The organism is Segetibacter koreensis DSM 18137 (assembly GCF_000374045.1).
Taxonomy (GTDB): domain Bacteria; phylum Bacteroidota; class Bacteroidia; order Chitinophagales; family Chitinophagaceae; genus Segetibacter; species Segetibacter koreensis.
Genome location: NZ_KB893321.1, coordinates 111,393 through 133,672, shown reverse-complemented (window position 1 = coordinate 133,672; position 22,280 = coordinate 111,393). Strand labels below are relative to the sequence as shown.

Sequence of the window (22,280 nt, the reverse complement as noted above, 5' to 3'; positions counted from 1 at the left end):
TGTTCTTATCTTTGCAACTTTATGGAAAAAACCGAATTTCCTGCAATAGAAAATACTGTGGCAGAAGAACAGATAGAAGTTTTTGGTGCACGGGTCCACAATCTCAAAAATATTGACATATCCATCCCGAAAAATAAACTGGTAGTTATTACCGGCGTTAGCGGGAGTGGCAAATCTTCCCTTGCTTTTGATACAATTTATAACGAGGGCCAGCGGCGCTATATGGAAAGTTTTAGCGCTTATGCAAGGCAATTCATAGGAGACATGGAGAGGCCCGATGTTGATAAAATAACCGGGCTTAGTCCTGTAATATCAATTGAACAAAAAACTACCAATAAAAATCCGCGGTCCACTGTTGGAACCATTACTGAAGTGTATGATTTTCTCCGTTTGTTATTTGCGCGAATCGGCGAGGCTTATAGCTACAACACGGGAAAAAAAATGGTAAAATGGAGCGAAGAAGAAATTGTCGAGAATATTTTTTCTAAATACAAGGATAAAAAAATAACATTATTAGCACCACTTATACGGGGTCGCAAGGGACATTATCGCGAACTTTTTGAAGATGTCAGAAAAAAAGGTTTTTTAAAGGTACGAATTGATGGAGAGGTGAAAGACCTTAAAGAAAAAATGCAGGTAGACCGTTATAAAATTCATGATATAGAATTAGTAATTGACCGGCTGCAGGCTACAGACGATATGAAGGTAAGGTTAAGCCAAAGTGTACAAAAGACTTTACAGGTAGGCAAAGATCTTATGTTTCTTCTGATTAATGATGATAACAGTGTTGTGCAATACAGTAAACAGTTAATGTGCGAGGACACAGGATTGAGCTACGAAGAACCTTCACCCAATGCATTTTCTTTCAACTCACCTTATGGCGCCTGTCCCGTTTGTAAAGGGCTTGGCAGTGTTTACCAGGTGAGCATGGAAGCGGTTATTCCTGATTGGAGCAAAAGCATAAAAGAAGGTGCAATAGCGCCGCTGGGCGAAGAAAGAGAAGCATATATATATAAGCAAATTGTACAATTAGGAAAGAAACACAAATTCAGTGTTGATAAACCATTAAAAGATTTACCTAAGCAAGCGCTGAATATTATACTGTATGGCAAAGAAGATGCAGAGGAAGATATGCAAATATCAGGTGATTATGAGGCTTTGCCGGGAGACATGTATCTGACGGAATATGAAGGAATAATTAATATGCTCAAACGCTGGTTTTCCCGCAGCAGCAGCGAATCTTTAAGAGATTGGGTGGAGAAGTTTATGATTTTAAAAAACTGCCCGTCGTGCAATGGAGCGAGGTTGAAGAAAGAAAGTTTATGGTTCAAAGTAAATGAAAAGAACATAGCTGAATTAAGTCAGCAGGATTTGGATAAATTGTTTGAGTGGTTCAAGGAGATAGAAGTAAGGCTGAGTAAAAAGCAAAATTTAATTGCAAAAGATATTTTAAAAGAAATAAGAGAACGTCTTGGTTTTTTGCTCGATGTAGGTCTTACTTATCTCACCTTAAACCGGCCCTCAAAGTCTTTAAGCGGAGGAGAAAGCCAGCGCATAAGATTAGCAACACAAATAGGTTCTCAACTGCAGGGTATTACCTATATTTTAGATGAGCCAAGTATAGGCTTACATCAAAGAGATAATCAGCAACTAATTGTTGCATTAAAAAACCTGAGAGACATTGGTAACAGCGTATTAGTGGTTGAGCATGATAAAGACATTATGCTTGCCTCAGACCATTTAATTGACATTGGTCCAAAAGCGGGCAAGCATGGAGGCCAGGTAGTGGCGCAGGGATTTCCCGGTGACGTTTTAACGTCAGGGTCTCCAACTTCAGCCTATTTAAATGGTGAAAAGTCTATTGAGGTTCCGGAAAAAAGAAGAGCAGGAAATGGTAATGTGCTTGAGCTGAAAGGCGTAAAAGGTAACAACCTGAAAGGTGTTAATGTAAAATTTCCTTTAGGAAAATTTATTTGTGTAACAGGCGTTAGCGGAAGCGGAAAAAGCACTTTGATAACTGAAACGCTTTACCCGATTTTATCAAAACATGCCTACAATAGTAAGATGACGCCGATGGAGCATAAAAGCGTTACCGGATTAGAATTTATCGATAAAGTTATTGAGATAGACCAGAGTCCCATAGGAAGAACGCCAAGAAGTAATCCAGCTACATATTGTGGCTTTTTTACAGAGATAAGAACCTTATTTGCTGCTATTCCCGAAGCAAAGATTCGCGGTTATGCAGCAGGTCGTTTTTCTTTCAATGTAAGAGGAGGAAGATGCGATGTTTGCGAAGGTGGTGGTATGCGTGTTATTGAAATGAATTTTCTGCCAGACGTATACGTGCCGTGCGAAAAGTGTAATGGGAAACGCTATAACAGAGAAACACTCGAAATTCGTTACAAAGGAAAATCAATAAGCGATGTATTAGATATGACTGTTGATGAAGCAGTTGATTTTTTTCAAAATGTACCTTATTTGTATAGAAAGATCAAAGTATTGCAGGAGGTCGGACTTGGGTATATTACGCTTGGTCAATCTGCAGTAACGCTTAGTGGAGGGGAGGCGCAAAGGGTAAAGCTTGCAACTGAGTTGGCAAAAAAAGATACCGGTAAAACTTTTTATATTCTCGATGAACCAACAACGGGTTTACACTTCCAGGATATACAGCACTTGCTTGACGTTTTAAATAAACTTGTCGACCGCGGAAATACTGTATTGGTGATTGAGCATAATCTAGATGTTATAAAGGTTGCAGACCATATAATAGATTTAGGTCCAGAGGGCGGTGATGGAGGTGGAAAAATATTATTTGAAGGAACACCGGAAAATTTAATTAAAGTAAAAGCCAGCCATACCGGAAAATACCTTGCGCTAGAGTTAAAGAAATAAAGAATTGAATATTTACGATTTAAATAAACCGAAAACCTTAAACTTTAGTTCAAATTAATAAATTGTAAATTAAACGGCTTTTATCCTTATATCGTATACAAAATCCTCTACATCAATAATGGAAAATGTGGAACTGTCTTTATGCAGAGGATTTAGTAAAAAATTATGTTCCTCCGGTATAATAGCAGAGGGAATCTTTATTACAGGAAAATTAGCTTTTTTTAATAACTGAGTTCCAAATTCTCTTGTAGATGACGGGGCTGGGGATGCTCTCCAGTCACCGGGAAGCTCTGCAATTGTTAATTCTAAAATACTGCTTTCTGGTATTTGAATTGTACTAATACTCAAGGCTCGAGGAATATCATCAATATTTACATTAACGGTATATTCTAAAACAGCAAGTGCGCGACTTTCGGAGGTATATAGACAGGAAGATAATCTATGGTTCCATCTTCCCCCGTTTAATCTTGCACCCTCTCCAGTTAAATCATTCGCATATTTCGTTCGTCCTATTCTGTAAACAATCATAAATGGCATTTAAGAATAAACACCATAATCAATTCTTCCAATAAGGTTTTTTACTTCTTCGCGCCCATATTGGCTATCTAATAAATCATATGGAGCCTGTCCGCCCAGAGACCTGTTTGTACGAAATATCCAATCATTAAATTTGGTTTCATCTTCAAAAACTTCGTAACCGTATGAATAAATATCAGCTACGCTTACTATTTTCTCACTTAGGTTCATATCAAACCTATCATTTCCTTTTTTATTAATAAGAGTAGCGCGCGCCACAGAAAGCACTTTTGACAACTGGTTATAATCGAAGCCGGCCTTATCTTTTAAATTTTCCAGGTCTTTTTTAGATATTCCCTCTTTTATCATACTTATTTTTTCAAAAGAAGTCATTCGGCTTTCAGGTTTTTTGGCAGCACCATTTAAAATGGTCAGGCTTGGAGAAGTGTACTTTGCGCGATTTGAATAATTAACGGCAATTAAAGGCTCAGCAAGTGTAGGCACATTACTTTCTTCGTCAACGGTATTCCTGATATTTTTACTCGTTTTCAAATCTGTTTCAAGTAAGTTTTTATTCTTTTTGCCTTTGATTTCCTTTACTGGTTTGGCTGCGGCTTTTTCTTTCATAGTACAAATTATTATTTCTGCCAATACAAATTTATACTTTTTCCCAAAGATTTTGAATTGTTATAAGATTTTTTTTAAAAGTTATAAAATCTCCTTTTAAAACTATGTTCATATCTGTTATTAGCCATCCCATTAACTTTGCGATTGAATATGATAACAGTAAGTCATAAAATTTGGATTTTATTAAAAAAGATGCCCTAGCCAGGCCAATGAAATTTAAATGATTAGCATACTTCTTAAGTTTTTTTACTGAAATCAGGATTTCAACTTTTTTAAAATGAGCAATAATTAAAGATTTAAAAGACAAAATGAATAATAATCAGGATAAAAAAAACCTTTCAGATATATCATTATCAGTATTAGACCTCGCGGCGATACTTGCGGGTAAAACACCGGCAGATACTTTTAGAAACAGTGCCGAGTTGGCTCAACAGGTAGAGCAATTGGGTTATAAGCGCTATTGGCTTGCAGAGCATCATAGCATGGAAAGTATTGCAAGTTCCGCTACCTCAGTTCTTATTGGCTTTATAGCAGGAAAGACTTCGACAATAAGGGTCGGTTCAGGAGGTATTATGTTACCAAACCACTCGCCTTTAGTAATTGCCGAACAGTTCGGAACCTTAGAGTCTTTATATCCCGGCAGAATAGATTTGGGCATTGGGCGCGCTCCGGGCTCAGACCAGGTAACAGCAAGAGCTCTAAGACGAAACCTGCAGGAGGGTCCGAATGATTTTCCGGAGAGCCTAATGGAGTTAAGGCAATATTTCTCAGCCGAAAACAGCTCGGCGAAGGTTAGGGCAATACCGGGTGAAGGACTTAAAATTCCAATATGGTTATTAGGCTCAAGTACCTACAGTGCCCAATTGGCTGCTATACTCGGCTTACCTTTTGCCTTTGCAAGTCATTTCGCCCCTACCTATTTACATGCTGCATTGAATATTTACAGAGAAACATTTAAACCATCTGAAGATATAAAAGAACCATATGCGTTGACATGCGTAAACGTTATTGCTGCAAACACAGATGAGGAAGCTGAATATCTTGCAACATCATTGTACCAGCTTGCTATGGGTATTATTCACGGTACTTCCAGGCCTTTACAGCCTCCTGTGAAAAATATGGATGAGATATGGAGTGATCATGAGAAAGCGGCCATACTACAAATGATGCAATATACTTTTATAGGGAAGCCGGAAACTGTAAAAGGAAAATTACAAAGATTTCTTGATGAAACCCAGGCCGATGAAATTATGATTACTTCACATATTTATGACCACAAGGCTAGAATGAATTCTTATGAAATTGTAGCTGAATTATGGAAAGAAAAAGAATTAAAAGACAAAATCGCACACGTTTTTTAATTTATTTCAATTTATCTTTCCAATAAATGTTGCTGTATGAATTTTGAATTGACAGAAGAGCATCAGATGATACAAAAAGCAGCAAGGGATTTTGCACAAAATGAATGTTTGCCAGGGGTGATCGAACGTGATGAACAACAAAAGTTCCCCAAAGAACAAATTAGGAAGCTGGCCGAATTGGGTTTTATGGGCATGATGGTAAGTCCTGCGTACGGAGGCGGAGGTATGGACACTATCAGTTATGTACTTGCTATGGAGGAGATTAGCAAAATAGATGCGAGTGTAAGTGTTTGCATGAGCGTAAACAACAGTCTTATTTGTTGGGGGATAGAGGCATTTGGAACTGAAGAACAAAAGCAAAAATACCTTACGCATTTATCGAGGGGGCTAAAAAATGACGAACTGTATATAGGGGCATTTCTATTAAGTGAACCTGGTGCCGGAAGCGATGCGACTTCACAACAAACTACCGCGCAGGATATGGGTGATTACTATCTTTTAAACGGTACAAAGAATTGGATTACCAATGGCTCAACTGCATCTGTTTATCTCGTTATGGCGCAAACTCATCCCGAGCAAAAAAGCCACGGAATAAATACGTTAATAGTTGAAAAAGGTTGGCCTGGAGTAACCATCGGAACAAAAGAAAACAAAATGGGAATTCGTGGCAGCGATACTACTTCCATAATGTTTACCGATGTGAAAGTGCCTAAGGAAAACCGGGTAGGAGAGGACGGATTTGGATTTAGATTTGCTATGAAAACACTTGCCGGTGGGCGCATTGGCATCGCATCCCAGGCGCTTGGTATTGCAATTGGAGCCTTTGAACTTGCATTGAAATACGCTAAAGAGCGAAAAGCTTTTGGTACAGAAATAATGCATCACCAGGCTATACAGTTTAAGCTTGCAGACATGGCAACAAAAATAGAAGCAGCAAGATTGCTTTGTTTAAAAGCAGCATGGGAAAAAGACCAGAAACAAGATTATACTTACGCTTCATCTATGGCAAAGGTTTACAGCAGTGAAACAGCTATGTGGACAGCAATAGAGGCGGTACAAATACATGGTGGCTACGGTTTTGTAAAAGAATATCACGTAGAACGGTTGATGCGTGACGCAAAAATTACCCAGATATACGAAGGCACAAGTGAAGTGCAACGAATTGTCATTAGTCGGACTTTACTACAGTAGCTTTATGAGCAGATGTTTAGAACTCCATAATTACAAATATGGTTTTACTCTTTTTCCGAAGGCATAGAAATTACAGGTGTATTTTCACCTCATATAAATTCTATCTGATTTCACCTTAATTACAAAACAATTCCAATTTCCTTAAAAAGGAATATTACAAAGGTTCAAGGGATTTTTGTATATATTTCGTAATCTTAAAGCGATAAGAATGGCGGTAAACGAAGAAAAATATAATGAGATAATAAATGAGTTACGACCCAAAAATGTTCAACTGGTGGCTGTAAGCAAACTGCAATCAATTGACGATATAAAAAGGTTGTACGCATTGGGACAACGCGATTTCGGAGAAAATTACGTACAGGAACTCCTCGAAAAACAGCCTCGGCTACCCGCCGATACACATTGGCACTTTATAGGTCATTTGCAAAGCAATAAAGTAAAATATATAGCACCTTTTGTACATTTAATACAAGGGGTTGATAGCCTTAAATTACTTCAGGAAATTAACAAACAAGCAAAAAAAATAAACAAAATAATTAAGTGTCTTTTGCAAGTGCATATAGCCCAGGAAGATACAAAGTTTGGCCTCGACGAAAATGAATTGAAAGAAATAATGGATATAGTAAAAAGCGATCCTGAAAAGTTAGCAAATGTTCATATTGATGGATTAATGGGAATGGCTAGCTTTAGTGATGATTCAAATAAAGTAAGAAACGAAATGAAAGCTTTGACAACTTTATTTGAAAAGTTTACATCTCAGACAACAGCCAACTGTCAATTTTCGACTCTTTCTATGGGTATGAGTGGTGATTATAAAATAGCGATAGAAGAGGGCAGTAATATGGTTAGGATTGGTAGTCTTCTTTTCGGTGCAAGACCAAAATAGTTATCGTACAGCATCTCGTTTAGGGTCTTTTTTTATCAGCATGTAAATAATCACGCCTACACCAATCGCTAATATAACTCCCAATGCCCACCACCAATAGCTAATATGATAGCGATCTTCCACCGGTTGATGAACAGGAATAGATTGGGCAAATAAAGCAGATAAGCCTAAAACGAAAATTGCAGTAAGTAATGATTTCATATAAATGATTTGAATACAAATTTAAATTTAATGCAAACTAGTGAATCAAGAACTGAATATAAATTTAAATGTTTTCAGCTCCTGTCTTAAATTGGATTCTCTGGATATAAGTTTTATAATTGATCCACCTCACCTTTGGAATGAAAATTTATACGCTTTTAGGGTTACCCGGCTGAATTGCGAGTAATAGTGTGATAAAAATAAACATTAAACAGGTCATTTAAAAAAGTGGTTTAAAATGATCAATAACAAATGTCGTAATCGAAATATTTGAACAAAATAGAAATGAGGATAACGTATTTTATTATAGCCGTCTGCACGGTTTTAACTGCATGTGAGGGAAAGAAGTATAAAAATCCACATATTGCGATTGAAACAAAAATAGGCAATATAGAAGTTGAATTATATACTGATAAAGCGCCTAAAAGCACTGCCGCCTTTTTGTCGTATATAGATTCCGGATTTTATAAAAATGCTGCATTTTATCGCGTTCTAAACCAGGACAATCAACCAATGGATGCATTTAAAGCAGCACTAATACAGGGAGGAATTTGGAGAACCAATCATAAGCTCTTTACTTCTTTGAAGGGTATTGAGCATGAAACAACAAAACAAACCGGAATTTTGCATAAAGATGGTACAATATCGTTAGCGAGGCAGGAACCAGGTACTGCAACTACGGAATTTTTTATTTGTCTTGGCGACCAGCCCGGATTTGATTATGGTGGCGAAAACAACCCCGATAACCAAGGTTACGCAGCTTTTGGGAAAGTAGTAAAAGGAATGGATATTGTTAGAACGATCTACGACAGGCCGGAGGATGACCAGGCTTTCACTCCCCCGGTGATGATATTTGACATTGTGAGATTATAAAGCTTTGCAATGTTTTAGTTTATACGCTCCTTGCGAATACTTCAAGTTATGCCTGGCCTGTTTTTATTATTTTTAGGCTAAGGACTAACCGTTATCCCGCTACCTGCATTTCAAGTTCCATCACTTTTTCAAAAAGCGTTTCATATTCTTTATTCAAACTCTGCAATTTTTGGTGGGCTTTCTTATAATCATTTTCAACCACTACAAACTTATTTTTATCAGCATAGTTTTCAGGGGCAGCGAGAGCTCGTTCAAGCCTGTCTCTTTCTGAAGAAGCTTTACTTATCTCTTCCTCAAGTTGTATTAACCTTCGCTGTTGTTTTTGTAACTCTCTTTGCAACTCCCGGTTTACAGGTGAATTATTTACCGGCTTTACTTGCACTGTTTGAACGGGTTTAACTTCTTCTTTTTTGACATTTTCCGTTTTTTGCTTGCCATTCTCACTTTTTTTCTCAGCTTCTAATCTTGCCATTCTTTCATTCCATTGTACCCATTCATCATAAGTTCCTTTAAATTCTTTTATCTTGTGGTCGACAATTTCCCAGATTTTATTAGCAGTCTTAGAGATAAAAAACCTGTCATGACTTACCAAGATGTAGCTTCCCTGATATTTATTCAATGCATCAGCTAGTAGTTCAACGCTGTGCATATCCAAGTGGTTGGTAGGCTCATCGAGCAATAAAAAGTTTGCCTTGCTTACAATTGTTTTTGCCAAAGCCACCCTCGCTTTTTCACCACCGCTTAAAACTTTGATTTTCTTTTCCACATCATCTCCGCCAAACAAAAAACCGCCCAACAAAGAACGTAGCTCCATTTCTGTTTTCTGGCTGCCTGCACCTTTCATTTCGTCTAAGATCGTATTGTTCAAATTCAACGCTTCTAACTGATGTTGCGCATAAAAGCTTTCATCGACATTATGTCCCCACACTCTTTTGCCTTCAAAAGGTTCTGTGCCGCCTACTATTCTCAAAACAGTAGATTTTCCCTTACCATTAGCGCCTATCAAAGCGATTTTATCTCCCCGGTCAATTTCTGCAGAGGTGTCATCGACAATAGTAAGATCGCCAAATTTTTTGCTTATATCTTTTAAAGAAACCAATACTCTTCCCGGCGTTTTATCTACCAAAAAGTTTATTCGTATATCCGGCCTTTCTATTTGTACATCTTCTATTACATCCAGCTTGTCAAGTCGCTTTTGTACGCTCTGTGCCTGCGCGGCTTTACTTGCTTTGGCTTTAAAACGCTCTATAAATCTTTCCTGCTGGCGTATATAATCCTGTTGGTTTTCAAAAGCCCGCTGCTGCATTTCAATTCTTATATCTTTCTCCTTTTGGTAATAATCATAATTACCAGAGTAGATATGTAATTGACGCTGATACAGTTCTACAATTTTATTCACCATCCGGTTGAGGAAGAACTTGTCGTGGCTCACAATTACCACGCTTCCTTTATAATTAATCAGGTATTTCTCCAACCACTCAATCGACGGTAAATCCAGGTGGTTTGTCGGCTCATCGAGCAACAAGACATCAGGTGCCTGCAGTATCATTTTCGCTAAGAGAACGCGCATTCGCCAGCCACCGCTAAATTGTTTGTACGGCTTGTTTAAGACCTCGTTGCTAAAGCCGAGCCCATGCAACACTTCCTCGGCTTTGTAGTGAATATTATAGCCATCCAGTACATCCATTTCATGCAGGGCATCGGTATACTTTATAAGTAATTCTTCATTTTCATGATCTTTTTCCAATTGCTTTCCTAATTCTTCAATCTCTTTTTCAAGCTTGCGCACTTTTTCAAAAGCACCTAGTGCTACCTCGGTAATACTTTCATTGGTATCGAAACTCAAAAGGTCCTGGTGCAGGTAGCCGATTGTGGTATCACGGCCTTTTTCTACTGTTCCGGCAGAGGGAGCATATTCTCCCACTAATACTTTTAATAGTGTGGATTTCCCGGTACCATTATACCCAATTAATCCAATTCTGTCACCCGGTTGTATATGCCATGTTGCATCACTTACAATTACCCGTGCACCAAATTCAAACGTAACATTCTGAAGACCTATCAGCATAAAAAACTTTCTTATTAGAAAAACAAAAATCAGTAATTATTAATAAATTAATTATTAAGTACCCTTTAGTCCAAACGCATTCATCTGGATGGGTTTAAGGGGCACAAAAGTAAGCCAATGTGTTTGGATAACAATTTCATTTACTTTTGTACAAATACTTTTAACATGAAATATTTAGCAATAGCATTACTGATTTTTTTTGCGGCATGTGGCGGTGAAGATAAAAAGGCAGAAGAAACTAAAAAAAGTGAACCTCTTGCCCAAAGTGAAAATTCGACTAGTTTCAACAATAAATTTACTGCTTTACTTAACAACTATTATCGTTTAAAAGATGCTTTTGTAGCATCAAACGATACAATGGCGGCTTCGCAGGCAAAAGCACTTATGACAAGTGCAGATAGTTTAAACCTGCAGGAAGTAAAGGCCGACAGCAGTATTATTGAAATGGCTAAGCAGTATCTGGGCTCTATTTCGTCTGAAGCAAAAGCGTTGGTTGCAGAACCAAATCTTGAAGCAAAACGGAAATCTTTTCAGATGATCAGCGACAATATGTACGATCTTGTGAGAACCGTGCATTTTGATAAAGATGTTGTTTATCACCAATTTTGCCCTATGGCTTTTAACGATGCCGGCGCTTACTGGCTAAGCCAGACGACAGATATAAAAAACCCTTATTTTGGTAAAAAGATGCTTACCTGCGGTGAAGTAAAAGACTCGATTGACTTCAGAAAAAAACAATAGGTCTTAATAAAATTATTTAAAAAACCTTCAGCGATTGCTACAAGCTGAAGGTTTTTTAGTATCGGTAAATGAACAAAAGCAATAAACTGTTGTCATTACAATAACCATAAGGGCAGGAGAGGTAAACGGCTGTTACTAACTGCGAATTTTTTTGCAGCCAGTTATATTTCTTCCAGTTTACACTATAATGTCGCATCTTTTATTAATATGATATTTATAAAAATATTTCCTATTTTGTTAGAAGCAATATTATTAATACACGATATATATTAATAAAGGCTTAAAGAGGGTTAGTGATATGCGAATGAACTTCACGTCAATTTCAAAACATTTTTCGTTAGTGACAAAGTTTTGCCCGGTCGCTTTTTGCTTTTTTTTGTTCAATGTTTCTGCTGTCGCCCAACACAAATTCACCATTAATGGTTATATTAAAGATTCTCTTACAGGTGAAACGCTGATTGGTGCAAACCTCAATATTCCTTCGGCTGGAAAAGGTGTAACCACTAATCCATATGGTTATTATTCGATAACACTTTCAAAAGGAACTTATCTTGTATCAATTTCTTTTGTTGGTTACAATACTAAAATAATATCTGTACATCTCGACAGTAATCATCAACGCGATATTTACCTGGTACCTTCCAATATCATAATCGAAAATGTCACGGTTACAGGGCATCGCAGAGATAACAACGTTAAGACAGCGCAAATGGGCAAAATTGATTTAAGCATGGAAAAAGTCAAATCGATGCCAGCGTTGTTTGGAGAAGTTGATATACTAAAGACATTGCAATTATTGCCCGGAGTTCGAAACGCGGGCGAAGGAAACTCAGGTTTTTACGTAAGGGGAGGAGGACCCGATCAAAACCTTATTATACTGGATGACGCAGTAGTGTACAATACTGGTCATTTGTTTGGTTTTTTTTCCATCTTCAATTCAGATGCTATAAAAAATGTATCGCTTATAAAAGGTGGTATGCCAGCTCAGTATGGAGGAAGACTATCATCGGTAGTTGATATAAGTATGAAAGATGGGAATATGAATAAAACGCAGGTCGATGCAGGTATCGGATTAATTGCTTCGCGTTTTTCCATTCAGGGGCCAATCAAAAAGAATAAGGCATCTTATATTGTTTCCGGCCGCCGCACATATATAGACCAGCTTATTAAACCTGCTATCAGCAAATCCAGTTCTTTCTATGGTTCGGGCTATTATTTCTATGATTTAAATGCTAAAGTAAATTATTATATATCAGGAAAAGATCGCATTTATCTTAGTGGTTATCTTGGACGCGATGTTTTTAACTTCAATAACGCCGAGCGTTCATTTAAAGTTACTGTTCCCTGGGGAAATTCAACTGCTACTGCCCGTTGGAACCACATTTTTAACCAAAAGCTTTTTAGTAATACTTCATTAGTATATAATGATTATAAGTTTTCTTTTGCCGCTTCGCAGAATGATTTTTCTATTAAACTTTCTTCAGGTATAAAAGATCTGAATGCTAAAACAGATTTCGATTATTATCCTTTACCTAACCATAAAGTAAAATTCGGAGCTTTATATACCTATCACCGATTTTTGCCCAACATTGTAACTGCCCAGCAGGATACCACCGTTTTTGCGCCTAATAATGCGAATAAGAAATTTGCGAATGAATATGGAGTGTACGTACAGGATGACTGGGATATAAGCAATACTTTCAAAGTGAATATAGGAATGCGATATGGAGCATTTCAGCAAATAGGGCCTTTCAAAAAATATAAAACTGATGTAAATGGCAACAAGCTCGATAGCACCTTATATAAAACGGGCCAGAATATCAAATATTATGGCGGTTTAGAGCCAAGATTTACTGTTCGTTATTCTTTAAATGAAGATGCGTCTGTAAAGGCTGCCGTTACCCGCAATCTCCAATATATTCACCTGGTAAGCAATGCCGGCACTACTTTACCTACAGATCTTTGGGTACCCAGCACTTATATAGTAAAGCCACAGATAAGCTGGCAGTATTCCGCCGGTTATTTTCAAAACTTCAATAACAACACCTATGAAACATCCATAGAGTTATATTACAAACAAATGCAAAACCAGATCGAATACAGAGAAGGGTATACGCCTTCTCTAAAAGATCCCGAAGAAGAATTTGTGTTTGGAAAAGGCTGGAGTTACGGGGCAGAATTTTTTATAAACAAAGTGAAAGGAAGATTATCAGGTTGGATTGGTTACACCCTTAGCTGGACCTGGAGGAAATTTCCGGAGTTAAATGATGGCAAAAAATATCCAACAAAATATGACCGGCGGCATGATCTTTCTGTTGTAGCTACCTACGCGTTGAATAAGAAATGGAAGCTTTCGTCAGTATTTGTATATGGTACGGGTAATGCAGTAACTGTTCCTGAAAGGTTCTATTTTATTAACGGAGTTTTGACACAGGAGAACAGCCGGATGAATGCATATCGGCTGGCTCCTTATCACCGTATTGATTTTTCAGCTACGTTGACCCCCAAACTTAAAAAGAAAAGGAAGTACACTGATAGTTGGGTCTTTAGTATTTACAATGCTTATAGCAGGCAAAATCCTTATTTTATTTATTTTGATCAGACAGGAAGTGCGGCGGATGGAAACCTGAAAGTGGACGCAAGACAAGTTTCTCTATTTCCAATAATTCCTGCAGTCACCTGGAATGTTACTTTTTAGCATCAACAACTTCTTCCAATACAGGCCTTAAAACCTTTGAACTTCTTTGAATTATATTTTTTATTTTTGCACTAATGAAAAGGTTTCTTGTAATAGTATTAATACTTGTTTATAGCTTGTCTTCATCAGGCATGTCGGTAACCTTTCATTATTGCTGTGGCAAGTTTGACAATATCTCGTTTTCTCAAAATGAAAAGAAAGATTGTTTACCTGGTAAGCAAGTTTCAAAGCAAAAGTGTTGCGATAATAAAAAGCTTGAGTTCAAACTGAAAGCCGACCAGGAAAAAACTGTAAAACAGTTGACCCTTAATTGTATTCAACCTGCTTTTGTATCTCCCCGTTACTACGTTAACATTTTACCTGTTAGTGAAAAGCCAGTAAATGAATTACCTACTGGTCCGCCTTTAATAACATCTTCTGTTTCCCTTTGTATTCAAAACTGCGTTTTCAGAATTTGATTAATTGTTTGATATTTTTTAATACTAATCGATTTTTCTCGTATTAGTACCAAAACAATTAAATCATCAATTATTTTATTTTCTGAAAATGAAAAAACTACTACTAGCCATCGCGGCTTTAGTGTTTGTTAACTTAGAATCTTTTGCTCAAGCCAGTAACAATCCTTTACATGACACTACAGTTGCGTTTAAAGTGTATGGCGTATGCGAACAGTGCAAGCATCGAATAGAAAATGCATTAAAAGTAAAAGGAATAACATTAGCCGATTGGAATATTGATACCAAAATTCTTTCATTATCCTTTGACCCTTCCCGCATTTCCTTAGAAAAGATTCAAAACAAAATAACAGCCGCAGGTCACGATACTTATGAAAAAAAGGCGACTGATGTAGCCTACAACCAATTGCCTTCATGCTGCCATTACCGGGAAACGGAAAATATGGATGACCCAGCAATGAATCACGGAGCAGGTGAACAAAAAAGTGCAACACATGCTACTGACTCCGTTACAACCTCATCCATTGCAACACCCGGACAAATAATAAAAGGGGTTGTTTTGGAAGAAGATAAAAAAGGTTCTTTTATACCCTTGGCTGGCGCAAGTATAATGTGGCTCGGAACGAACCAGGGTACTGTAACAGATAATACCGGTTCTTTTGCAATCAAGCATTCAGGGAACCGTCTTATTATCAGTTATTCCGGTTACAAGGCAGATACAATTTTGGTGAATGACGCACAGGATCTTAAAATGATACTGGCAACAAACAACAGGCTAAACGAGGTAAAAGTTACAGCATCCAAACTTTCAAGATATATAAATACTTCTACTGCATTTCGCACCGAAACGATGAGTGAGAAAGAATTGTTTAAAGCTGCCTGTTGTAACCTTAGCGAAAGTTTTGAAACAAATCCTTCAGTCGACGTTTCTTATAACGACGCTGTTACCGGCTCTAAACAGATTCAGCTTTTAGGTTTAGCCGGTATTTATAGTCAACTTACTGTTGAGAACTTACCTGGTCCCCGAGGTTTGGCCACCTTTTTGGGATTAAATTCAATTCCAGGAACCTGGGTAGAAAGTATTCAATTAAGTAAAGGAACAGGTTCGGTAGCAAATGGCTATGAAAGCATTGCAGGCCAGATAAACGTGGAATTAAAGAAGCCTCAGAATAGTGAAAGACTATATGCCAATATGTACATAAATGATTTTGGTAAAACAGACCTTAACCTAAATCTTTCTCAAAAGATCAGTAAAAAATGGTTAACTGCTTTGTTGCTACACCATGATTTTTTAAAGAACAACCGGTTAGATTTCAATAAAGATGGCTTCAGGGATTTGCCCACAGGCAATTTATTCAGTGCAATTAACAGGTGGAGTTATGATAACAATAAGGGGTTAATGTCTCAGTTTGGTATTAAGTTCTTAGATGACAAAAAAACCGGGGGACAGATAAACTATAATCCCTCAACAGATAAATTTACTACTAATAATTATGGTTTAGAAATCAATACAAGAAGGGTAGAGGGATTTGGAAAACTTGGTTACGTGTTTCCTCAAAAGAAATATCAAAGCATAGGGTTGCAACTATCTGCATTTGAGCATAAACAAAACTCGTATTTTGGCCTAACAAAATACAACGCACAGCAACAAAACTTTTATTCAAACCTTATTTATCAGTCTATTATACATACAACAACTCATAAATTCAGGACAGGTTTTAGTTATGTTTACGACAAATACAACGAAGATTTTAAAGCAAATAATTACAAAAGAACTGAAATAGTGCCCGGAGCTTTTTTTGAGTACACCTATACACCTTCTGATAAATTTGATGTTGTTGCAGGTCTGCGTGAAGACTATAATAACTTATATGGATGGTTTACAACTCCCCGATTAAATGCCAGGTATGAGCCAATTAAAGGAACAGTAATAAGGGTAAGTGCAGGAAGAGGGCAGAGAACGGCAAACATTTTTGCAGAAAATAACGGTGTTCTCATCAGTTCGAGACAAGTAAATATAATTGCACCAGGCGCAGGCGGAGCTTACGGCTTGCAGCCTGAAGTAGCATGGAACAAAGGAATAACTGTAGACCAAAAGTTTACACTATTTCATCGTACGGCAACAGTCGGAGTAGATTTTTTCAGGAACGATTTTACTAACCAGGTGGTAGCAGACGTAGAAGACCCACGTGTTATAAAGTTTTACAATCTAAACGGTAAATCATATTCAAACAGTCTACAGGCAGAATTGTCTTTTATACCGGTCAAACGATTTGATGTAAGGCTGGCGTATCGCTTGTTTGATGTAAAAACAATGTATAGCGATCAATTATTGCAAAAACCATTAACTGCACAAAACAGGGCGTTTGCCAACTTAGCTTATGAAACAAATGGATGGAAGTTTGACTATACTGTAAGCTGTAGCGGAAGGAAAAGATTGCCATCAACGAAAAGTAACCCAGAAAGGTATCAACGCCCCGATTATTCGCCCTCATTTGTTGTAATGAATGCACAGGTAAGTAAAACTATAGGAAAGAAAGATCTTATAGATATTTATATAGGCGGTGAAAACCTGACGAACTATTTTCAAAAAAATGCAATTATAGCCCCCGAACAAACTTTCAGTCCTTATTTTGATGCTTCTATGACGTGGGGGCCAATTACGGGAAGAATGTTTTATGGGGGATTTCGGTTCAGGATTAAATAAATTTGGATCTCAGCGATAAAAATAAGCGACTCTATATAAAAATGGACTATTACCTTGGCATTGACATAGGCACAACCTCTTCGAAAGCAATTGCTTTTTCTGTTAAAGGAGAAGTTATTGCAAGCTGTTCCTTCGATTACGAAATGAACCATCCTCAACCTAACCGAAGTGAGCAGAACCCCGACGAAATATTTGAGGCGGTTTTAAAGGGAATTGAAAAGGTTGTAAAGGAAATGTCTCCCGAACTACCTGTATTTATCTCATTTAGCGCAGCCATGCACAGCGTTATAGCTGTAGATGAAAAAGGAAATCTGCTGTCACAATGTATAATTTGGGCAGATAACCGGGCAGATATAATTGCGGAAAAACTAAGAAGCAGTGAAAAAGGACACAAGTTTTATTCAGCAAGCGGAGTGCCTGTTCATTCTATGTCTCCGCTATGCAAGCTGCTGTGGTTTAAGGAAAATCAGCCTGATATTTTTAATATTGCTTATAAATTTATTGGCATCAAGGAATATGTTTTTTATAAGCTTTTCGGAGACTTTGTTGTCGATACCTCAATAGCTTCAGCCACCGGTTTATTAAACACCAAAACGCTGCAGTGGGATGAAGAAATATTAGACTTCATAGGAATTACTTCTTCACTTTTATCGCAGGTTGTTACGACAAAGCATTTAATTTATTATAAAGGTCAAAATCCTACACTCTCAATCCTCAAAAATGTTCCGTTTGTAATTGGTGCCAGTGATGGTGCATTGTCTAACCTTGGCACTGGCGCTACCGGCAAAAATGCTATGGCGATAACCATTGGTACAAGCGGCGCAGCTCGCATGGTTGTTTCTGCCCCTGAAACTGATTCTAAAATGAGAACTTTTTGCTACCATTTAAAAGACAATCTTTATATAGCAGGCGGAGCAAATAACAATGGAGCGGTTGTCTTGCAATGGTTAAAAGAAGCACTCCTGGAAACGGGCGAGAGTTATGAAAAACTGTATGAACAGGCACAAGCAGTTGAAGCAGGCAGCGAAGATTTAATATTTCTCCCGTATATTTTAGGAGAAAGAGCACCGTTATGGAATTCAAATGCTAAAGGAGTATTTTTCGGTTTGCATATCGCACATACTAAAGCGCACTTAATTCGGGCTTCAATGGAAGGAGTAATTTTCAGTTTATACAGTATAGGAAAAATTTTAGCTGAAAATAAAGAGATAACAGAACTTCATGCTTCGGGTGGCTTTGCTAAAAGCACTTTATGGCTTCAGATTCTTGCTGATGTTTTCAACATAAAGGTACTGGTGTCTGAAGCAGTGGAAAGTTCGGCATTAGGTGCGGTAATGCTGGGAGCAGAAGCGGTAGGAATTAATACTGCCTTTCAAAACCACGCTTCGGTTACATATAATCCCATTGCCAGTAATCATCAATTATACATCAACTGCTTCAATAAGTTTGAACGGCTTTATGAGTTGCTTAAGCATGAGATGACACCAGCATCTGCTTCAGAGCTAAATATTAATAAATAAGCTTTACTTTTTATAGATTGTTCATTATTTATTCATGCTATTTATGTTTTTCACAAATAAGCGTAATTTTAGGTAAAAGTAGTTGCAGTCAGCGTCATTAAGTAAATTGCAGCCCGGTATGAAAAACTACACTGACACATATCAATACAAAGGTTTACGCAAACAGTTGGTTGACCAATTGAGAAAAAAAGGAATTACAGACGAAAATGTTTTAACTGCAATAAATAACATTCCAAGGCATTTTTTTCTTGATTCAGCTTTCAGCAAAATTGCATATGAAGACCGGGCGTTTCCGATTGCGGAAGGACAAACAATTTCTCAGCCTTATACGGTTGCTTACCAGACCCAGCTTTTAGAGATTAAGCCTTACGACAAAGTACTTGAAATTGGTACCGGGAGTGTTTACCAGGCATCGGTTTTGGCGGAAATGGGTGCAAAGGTTTTTACAATAGAAAGGCAAAAAAAACTTTTCGAACAAAACAAGCTTTTTATTTTTAAAAGTAAATATCCGAATATCAAATTTTTTTACGGTGATGGTTTTGAAGGCTTGCCAACCTTTGCCCCTTTTGATAAAGTAATCATAACTGCTGCTGCTCCATATGTTCCTCCCAAGCTTATTCAACAATTGAAAACAGGAGGCTATATGGTTATTCCTATTGATTTAGGTCCATTTCAACAAATGCTCAGGCTTACAAAATTAGCCGATGGAACTTATAGTGAAGAAAGATTTGAAAACTTCTCCTTTGTGCCAATGCTTGAGGGCAAAAGCGGCAATTAAAAACTTAAATACTAAGGTCTGAATATAAAAAAAAACGAGTGCTTTACTTATTATAGCGCTCGCTTTTTTATGTTTTGTTGTAATTTTTACTGAACAGGTATAATATCGTTTCCGCCCTGCTCTTCTTTGTTATTTTTCCTTTTAAACAGGTTTACATCAAACTTACCAAAGCGATAAGCAAAGTTAACTCTGAGTATCTGAGGGTCTCTTCTTCTCTCAGAGGTTTGCATCAAAAATGGAGATTCGGAATAGGTACTGTATAATTGTGTTCGTAAGAAATCATTCATGCTAACGGTAAGGGAGGCGCTATTGCCGCCTTTCCATGTCCAGTCTTTTCGTAACGCAATATCAAACGAATAACGTGGATTAATATAGCCCTGAGCGGTAGCAACCGGTCCACCGCCAAAACCACCACGTCCGCCGCCACCTCCTTGTGGTAACACAGTTTTAGCGTAATACTCACCTGATAACTGCAGAGAGATTTTTTTAGGGAACTTAACACTGTTATTCAATTTTGCAAACCAACTGGTCCTTTGGTTGGTAAGGCTGCTTTGTTTAGGATCGCTTAAGTTTATTCTAGAATTAAACAGGTTAAAGTTGGCTGTCATGTCCCACCACCTTGTTACCGGAATTCTGTTGGTTAACTCCAGGCCATAAGTAAAACTGTTGTTTGCATTTAAATAAGTATTGAATAGAACACTGTCACTGGCTGAATAATGGTGAGCAGTATCAGGGTTTGCTCCAAGGTATTGATAACGTGTAATAAGGTTTGTATTATATTTAAAAAAACCGCTAACTAAAAAATTTGCTCCTTTTTTGTAATTATTGTTATAAGATACCTCAAAAGAATTTGTGAACTCAGGCTTTAATTGTGCATTACCAACACTTAAATTATAGGGATCAGAGTAATCGGTGAATGGTATTAACTGCCAGAAGTTGGGGCGGTTAATTCTTCTGGAATAATTCATCTGAAAATCTTCTTTATCAGAAATTTTATAAGTAATAAAAGCGCTGGGAAAAAGCGATAAAGGAAAATCTACCTTAAAACTTGAAAGAGAATCCCGACCCAATATATCTTTTCCTATGATCGATCCATCGTATGATGAACTTTCAACTCTAAGGCCAAACTGGTAACTCCACTTTTTTAATTTTAAACTATAAGTACCATAAGCAGCATATACTTTGTCGGTAAATTTATAGTTGCTGCTTATTCTCTGGGACAGTACATATTTGCTGAGTGCATGATTAAAGAAGTATTGATTATTATTATTTTCAAAATCTCTTATTGCTGCCCTTACACCTGCTTCTATTTTCTGATTGTCAGAAAAAGGGTTTTCATAATCTGATTGAAAAGTATAATTTTTACTATTTCCACCACCCGTTGATTGCTGCATTACCGGTAAACCTTTTACAGTAGATGCAAGATCATAAGTCTGGGTATTAATGAAATTAACGTTATCATTTTTACTTGAATTATAATTAGCGTCTGCAGTAAGTTCGTGGCCGTTTTTAGCAAAGTTGTGTTTATAGCTTAATTGCGATCCCAGGTTTTGAAAATTCCGGTCACTGGTCTGATTAACAGTATTGAATGAAGGGTTGATAATTAATGAAGAATCAACATGTTGATTGTCAGAGGAATTAAAACTTCCTTTATTATAGTTTCCACTTAAAGTAAGGGTATTGCGATTGTCTATCAGATAATCAAAACCTCCCCGAATAAATCCGAAATAACCTGTGCTTATAGGATTGCTTCGCTGGTACACTCTGCTAACAGGCACGCCATTGCTCAGGTTTGTACGATCTGTGGTTGCAGTCGATTTCGACTTGCGTTGGTTGAGATTTCCACTGGCAAAAAAGTTTATTTTATTTTGCCTGAAATTAATATCTCCACCTAGATTTACTCTTCCACGTGTATCGGCACCCACACGTATTCCTCCGTTGTACCCAACTTTCCGGTTTTTCTTCAAAACGATATTTAAAATACCTGCATTACCACCAGAAGCATCAAATTTTGCGGAAGGATTGGTAATCAATTCTACCTTTTCGATTATATCTGCCGGTATCTGGTCCATGGTAAGGGTAGTAGGCCGTCCATCAACAAACAAGGTAGGAGTTGCATTTCTCATTGTCACATTTCCATCTATATCTACACTTAAAGAAGGAATGCTTTTCATTATTTCTGTGGCTGTTTGTCCCTGGCTCGTTAAATTTTTATCTACATTGAAAATCTTTCTGTCTACACCCATTTCAAACAATTCTTTTGTAGAAGTGACTGTCACATTTGCAAGAACTGCTGCGTCTGGTTGCAGTTTTATGTTTCCCAGGTCTTTGTCCATCATGCTCATCATTTGCTCTCTGGCATTTTCTCCCTGGTCTCCACCTTGCGGCATTTTTACCCCAAAAGATATTTTTTGTTCAATAGGTTTATACCCGACTGCTGAAAACTTAAGGATAGAATTTCCCCTTACTGGCAAATTATCAAGATCAAACTCACCTTTTGAATTGGTGATTGCTGCTTTTAAAGTAGAAGATATCATTTGCCCCGAGGTGGAGTCGAAGCGGTTTCCTAATAACTGAAGAGAAGCTCCGTCTATACCTTTCCCCGTCTTACTATCCACCACTTTTCCATATAAATGTCCTACATTAAAATTTTGGTTTTTTCCACCTTTAAATGAACCGCGTCCCTGCGGCATTTGTGCCATTATAGCAACAGAAATAAGTAGTGAAAAAGTGAGTAGTAATTTTTTCATAATATCATTTAATAAT

The 22,280-nt window shown here is 37.4% G+C and carries 16 protein-coding genes; 11 read left to right on the top strand and 5 right to left on the bottom strand.

The features are described 5' to 3' along the window. Positions 1–21 precede the first annotated feature (21 nt). The gene (uvrA, locus tag B154_RS0108995; RefSeq protein ID WP_018613564.1) at positions 22–2,892 is read left to right on the top strand and encodes an excinuclease ABC subunit UvrA; all 2,871 of its coding nucleotides are present in this window, start codon (positions 22–24) and stop codon (positions 2,890–2,892) included. 69 nt (positions 2,893–2,961) lie between these two features. Here the strand turns inward: uvrA and B154_RS0108990 are convergent, their stop codons facing one another. Together B154_RS0108990 and parS are read right to left on the bottom strand one after the other, a co-directional pair. After that, positions 2,962–3,420, bottom strand: coding sequence for an RES family NAD+ phosphorylase (locus tag B154_RS0108990; protein ID WP_018613563.1), 459 nt, complete (start codon positions 3,418–3,420; stop codon positions 2,962–2,964). Between the two features lie 9 nt (positions 3,421–3,429). Further along, positions 3,430–4,035, bottom strand: coding sequence for a type II RES/Xre toxin-antitoxin system antitoxin (parS, locus tag B154_RS28095; protein WP_018613562.1), 606 nt, complete (start codon positions 4,033–4,035; stop codon positions 3,430–3,432). Positions 4,036–4,343: 308 nt separating this feature from the next. Here parS and B154_RS0108975 point away from each other — a divergent pair, with 308 nt between their 5' ends. The 3 genes from B154_RS0108975 to B154_RS0108965 all read left to right on the top strand — a co-directional run bounded on the left by B154_RS0108975 (position 4,344) and on the right by B154_RS0108965 (position 7,473). Then, positions 4,344–5,396 carry an LLM class flavin-dependent oxidoreductase gene (locus B154_RS0108975; RefSeq protein WP_018613560.1) on the top strand — a complete coding sequence of 351 codons (1,053 nt, stop codon included), beginning with the start codon at positions 4,344–4,346 and terminating at the stop codon, positions 5,394–5,396. Between the two features lie 36 nt (positions 5,397–5,432). Continuing rightward, on the top strand, positions 5,433–6,587 hold the full coding sequence (locus tag B154_RS0108970; RefSeq protein WP_018613559.1) for an acyl-CoA dehydrogenase family protein: 1,155 nt from the start codon (positions 5,433–5,435) through the stop codon (positions 6,585–6,587). Between the two features lie 208 nt (positions 6,588–6,795). After that, positions 6,796–7,473, top strand: a complete 678-nt coding sequence (locus B154_RS0108965) for a YggS family pyridoxal phosphate-dependent enzyme (protein WP_018613557.1) — start codon at positions 6,796–6,798, stop codon at positions 7,471–7,473. Here the strand turns inward: B154_RS0108965 and B154_RS0108960 are convergent, their stop codons facing one another. After that, the gene (locus B154_RS0108960; protein WP_018613555.1) at positions 7,474–7,674 is read right to left on the bottom strand and encodes a cytochrome c oxidase subunit II; all 201 of its coding nucleotides are present in this window, start codon (positions 7,672–7,674) and stop codon (positions 7,474–7,476) included. A gap of 285 nt (positions 7,675–7,959) precedes the next feature. On the opposite strand from B154_RS0108960, the gene B154_RS0108955 reads away from it, so the two are divergent. After that, a complete protein-coding gene (locus tag B154_RS0108955; RefSeq protein ID WP_018613553.1) occupies positions 7,960–8,547 on the top strand; it encodes a peptidylprolyl isomerase in 588 nt (195 codons plus the stop codon). 91 nt (positions 8,548–8,638) lie between these two features. On the opposite strand, the gene B154_RS0108950 is transcribed toward B154_RS0108955, so the two are convergent. Continuing rightward, the gene (locus B154_RS0108950) at positions 8,639–10,615 is read right to left on the bottom strand and encodes an ABC-F family ATP-binding cassette domain-containing protein (protein WP_018613552.1); all 1,977 of its coding nucleotides are present in this window, start codon (positions 10,613–10,615) and stop codon (positions 8,639–8,641) included. Between the two features lie 165 nt (positions 10,616–10,780). Here B154_RS0108950 and B154_RS0108945 point away from each other — a divergent pair, with 165 nt between their 5' ends. The 6 genes from B154_RS0108945 to B154_RS0108920 all read left to right on the top strand — a co-directional run bounded on the left by B154_RS0108945 (position 10,781) and on the right by B154_RS0108920 (position 19,514). Further along, the gene (locus B154_RS0108945; protein ID WP_026260067.1) at positions 10,781–11,356 is read left to right on the top strand and encodes a DUF3347 domain-containing protein; all 576 of its coding nucleotides are present in this window, start codon (positions 10,781–10,783) and stop codon (positions 11,354–11,356) included. A 340-nt stretch (positions 11,357–11,696) separates the two neighbouring features. Next, a complete protein-coding gene (locus tag B154_RS0108940; RefSeq protein ID WP_018613550.1) occupies positions 11,697–14,054 on the top strand; it encodes a TonB-dependent receptor in 2,358 nt (785 codons plus the stop codon). Between the two features lie 74 nt (positions 14,055–14,128). Continuing rightward, complete coding sequence (locus B154_RS0108935; protein ID WP_033411416.1) at positions 14,129–14,512, top strand: HYC_CC_PP family protein; 384 nt, start codon at positions 14,129–14,131, stop codon at positions 14,510–14,512. Between the two features lie 88 nt (positions 14,513–14,600). Further along, entirely contained in the window at positions 14,601–17,216 is a 2,616-nt protein-coding gene (locus B154_RS0108930) for a TonB-dependent receptor domain-containing protein (RefSeq protein ID WP_018613548.1), read from the top strand. 41 nt (positions 17,217–17,257) lie between these two features. Beyond that, positions 17,258–18,736 carry a gluconokinase gene (locus B154_RS0108925; RefSeq protein ID WP_018613547.1) on the top strand — a complete coding sequence of 493 codons (1,479 nt, stop codon included), beginning with the start codon at positions 17,258–17,260 and terminating at the stop codon, positions 18,734–18,736. A gap of 118 nt (positions 18,737–18,854) precedes the next feature. Next, entirely contained in the window at positions 18,855–19,514 is a 660-nt protein-coding gene (locus tag B154_RS0108920; RefSeq protein ID WP_018613546.1) for a protein-L-isoaspartate(D-aspartate) O-methyltransferase, read from the top strand. Between the two features lie 86 nt (positions 19,515–19,600). Here the strand turns inward: B154_RS0108920 and B154_RS0108915 are convergent, their stop codons facing one another. Then, complete coding sequence (locus tag B154_RS0108915) at positions 19,601–22,264, bottom strand: TonB-dependent receptor (RefSeq protein WP_018613545.1); 2,664 nt, start codon at positions 22,262–22,264, stop codon at positions 19,601–19,603. Positions 22,265–22,280 lie beyond the last annotated feature (16 nt).

What these genes read in the sequence shown, in the direction of transcription:
- B154_RS0108930 (WP_018613548.1), top strand. Translation starts at nt 14,601, where the DNA reads ATGAAAAAACTACTACTAGCCATCGCGGCTTTAGTGTTTGTTAACTTA.
- B154_RS0108950 (WP_018613552.1), bottom strand. Translation starts at nt 10,615, where the DNA reads ATGCTGATAGGTCTTCAGAATGTTACGTTTGAATTTGGTGCACGGGTA.
- B154_RS0108960 (WP_018613555.1), bottom strand. Translation starts at nt 7,674, where the DNA reads ATGAAATCATTACTTACTGCAATTTTCGTTTTAGGCTTATCTGCTTTA.
- B154_RS0108990 (WP_018613563.1), bottom strand. Translation starts at nt 3,420, where the DNA reads ATGATTGTTTACAGAATAGGACGAACGAAATATGCGAATGATTTAACT.
- uvrA (WP_018613564.1), top strand. Translation starts at nt 22, where the DNA reads ATGGAAAAAACCGAATTTCCTGCAATAGAAAATACTGTGGCAGAAGAA.
- B154_RS0108970 (WP_018613559.1), top strand. Translation starts at nt 5,433, where the DNA reads ATGAATTTTGAATTGACAGAAGAGCATCAGATGATACAAAAAGCAGCA.
- B154_RS0108965 (WP_018613557.1), top strand. Translation starts at nt 6,796, where the DNA reads ATGGCGGTAAACGAAGAAAAATATAATGAGATAATAAATGAGTTACGA.
- parS (WP_018613562.1), bottom strand. Translation starts at nt 4,035, where the DNA reads ATGAAAGAAAAAGCCGCAGCCAAACCAGTAAAGGAAATCAAAGGCAAA.
- B154_RS0108920 (WP_018613546.1), top strand. Translation starts at nt 18,855, where the DNA reads ATGAAAAACTACACTGACACATATCAATACAAAGGTTTACGCAAACAG.
- B154_RS0108975 (WP_018613560.1), top strand. Translation starts at nt 4,344, where the DNA reads ATGAATAATAATCAGGATAAAAAAAACCTTTCAGATATATCATTATCA.
- B154_RS0108915 (WP_018613545.1), bottom strand. Translation starts at nt 22,264, where the DNA reads ATGAAAAAATTACTACTCACTTTTTCACTACTTATTTCTGTTGCTATA.
- B154_RS0108955 (WP_018613553.1), top strand. Translation starts at nt 7,960, where the DNA reads ATGAGGATAACGTATTTTATTATAGCCGTCTGCACGGTTTTAACTGCA.
- B154_RS0108945 (WP_026260067.1), top strand. Translation starts at nt 10,781, where the DNA reads ATGAAATATTTAGCAATAGCATTACTGATTTTTTTTGCGGCATGTGGC.
- B154_RS0108935 (WP_033411416.1), top strand. Translation starts at nt 14,129, where the DNA reads ATGAAAAGGTTTCTTGTAATAGTATTAATACTTGTTTATAGCTTGTCT.
- B154_RS0108925 (WP_018613547.1), top strand. Translation starts at nt 17,258, where the DNA reads ATGGACTATTACCTTGGCATTGACATAGGCACAACCTCTTCGAAAGCA.